We start from the raw sequence: 593 nt of genomic DNA, 5'->3' as shown, positions 1-593 counted from the left end.
GACCAGCGCCACCGCCCGGATCCCGCCGTGACCGAGCAGCCGAGCCTCGACCCCGAGCAGCAACCGCCGTTGCCGCTCATTCAGATGAGGCAGCAACGCGCCGAGCCGCGCCACGAGCTGACCACGCGCACCGTCCAAAATCGCCACCACAGTCCAACGAGGACACCGATCGAAAGCAACACGTTGTTTCTTGACGGGTCCGGTGCACCACGCACGTCTGCACGATCGTGCGCGGCCACACCGTCTCCACCGCCTCGGGCAGGCCCTTGAGCCCGTCGCAGACGAGCATGAGCACGTCGGCCACGCCGCGGTTCTTCAGCTCGGTCAGCACGTGCAGCCAGTGCTTGGCACCCTCACCGCCGTCACCGGCCCAGATACCGAGGATGTCGCGGTGCCCATCGACGGTGACCGCCATCGCCAGGTAGATCGGCCGGTTCGCGACCTGCCCGTCCCTGATCTTGACGTTGTGAGGTCGGGCCGCGGCGCGGTGTCGGTCTTTCGACCGGTCCGTTTCCGCGGCCCGCCTCCCGAACCGGACGTGCGGCTTTCACCGCATCCGGCTCTCCACAAGTCCCGGCGGGCCGGGCGTGATC

The 593-nt window shown here is 68.6% G+C and carries 1 pseudogene; it reads right to left on the bottom strand.

The window, feature by feature from the left end:
* Positions 1 to 193 precede the first annotated feature (193 nt).
* A pseudogene (locus E1258_RS32935) lies at positions 194 to 463 on the bottom strand (transposase); the annotation flags it as partial.
* Positions 464 to 593: the final 130 nt, after the last annotated feature.

Source organism: Micromonospora sp. KC207, from assembly GCF_004348615.1.
Classification (GTDB): domain Bacteria; phylum Actinomycetota; class Actinomycetes; order Mycobacteriales; family Micromonosporaceae; genus Micromonospora.
Note: the sequence above shows the minus strand (reverse complement) of the source record. Positions and strands in the feature narration are given on the sequence as shown.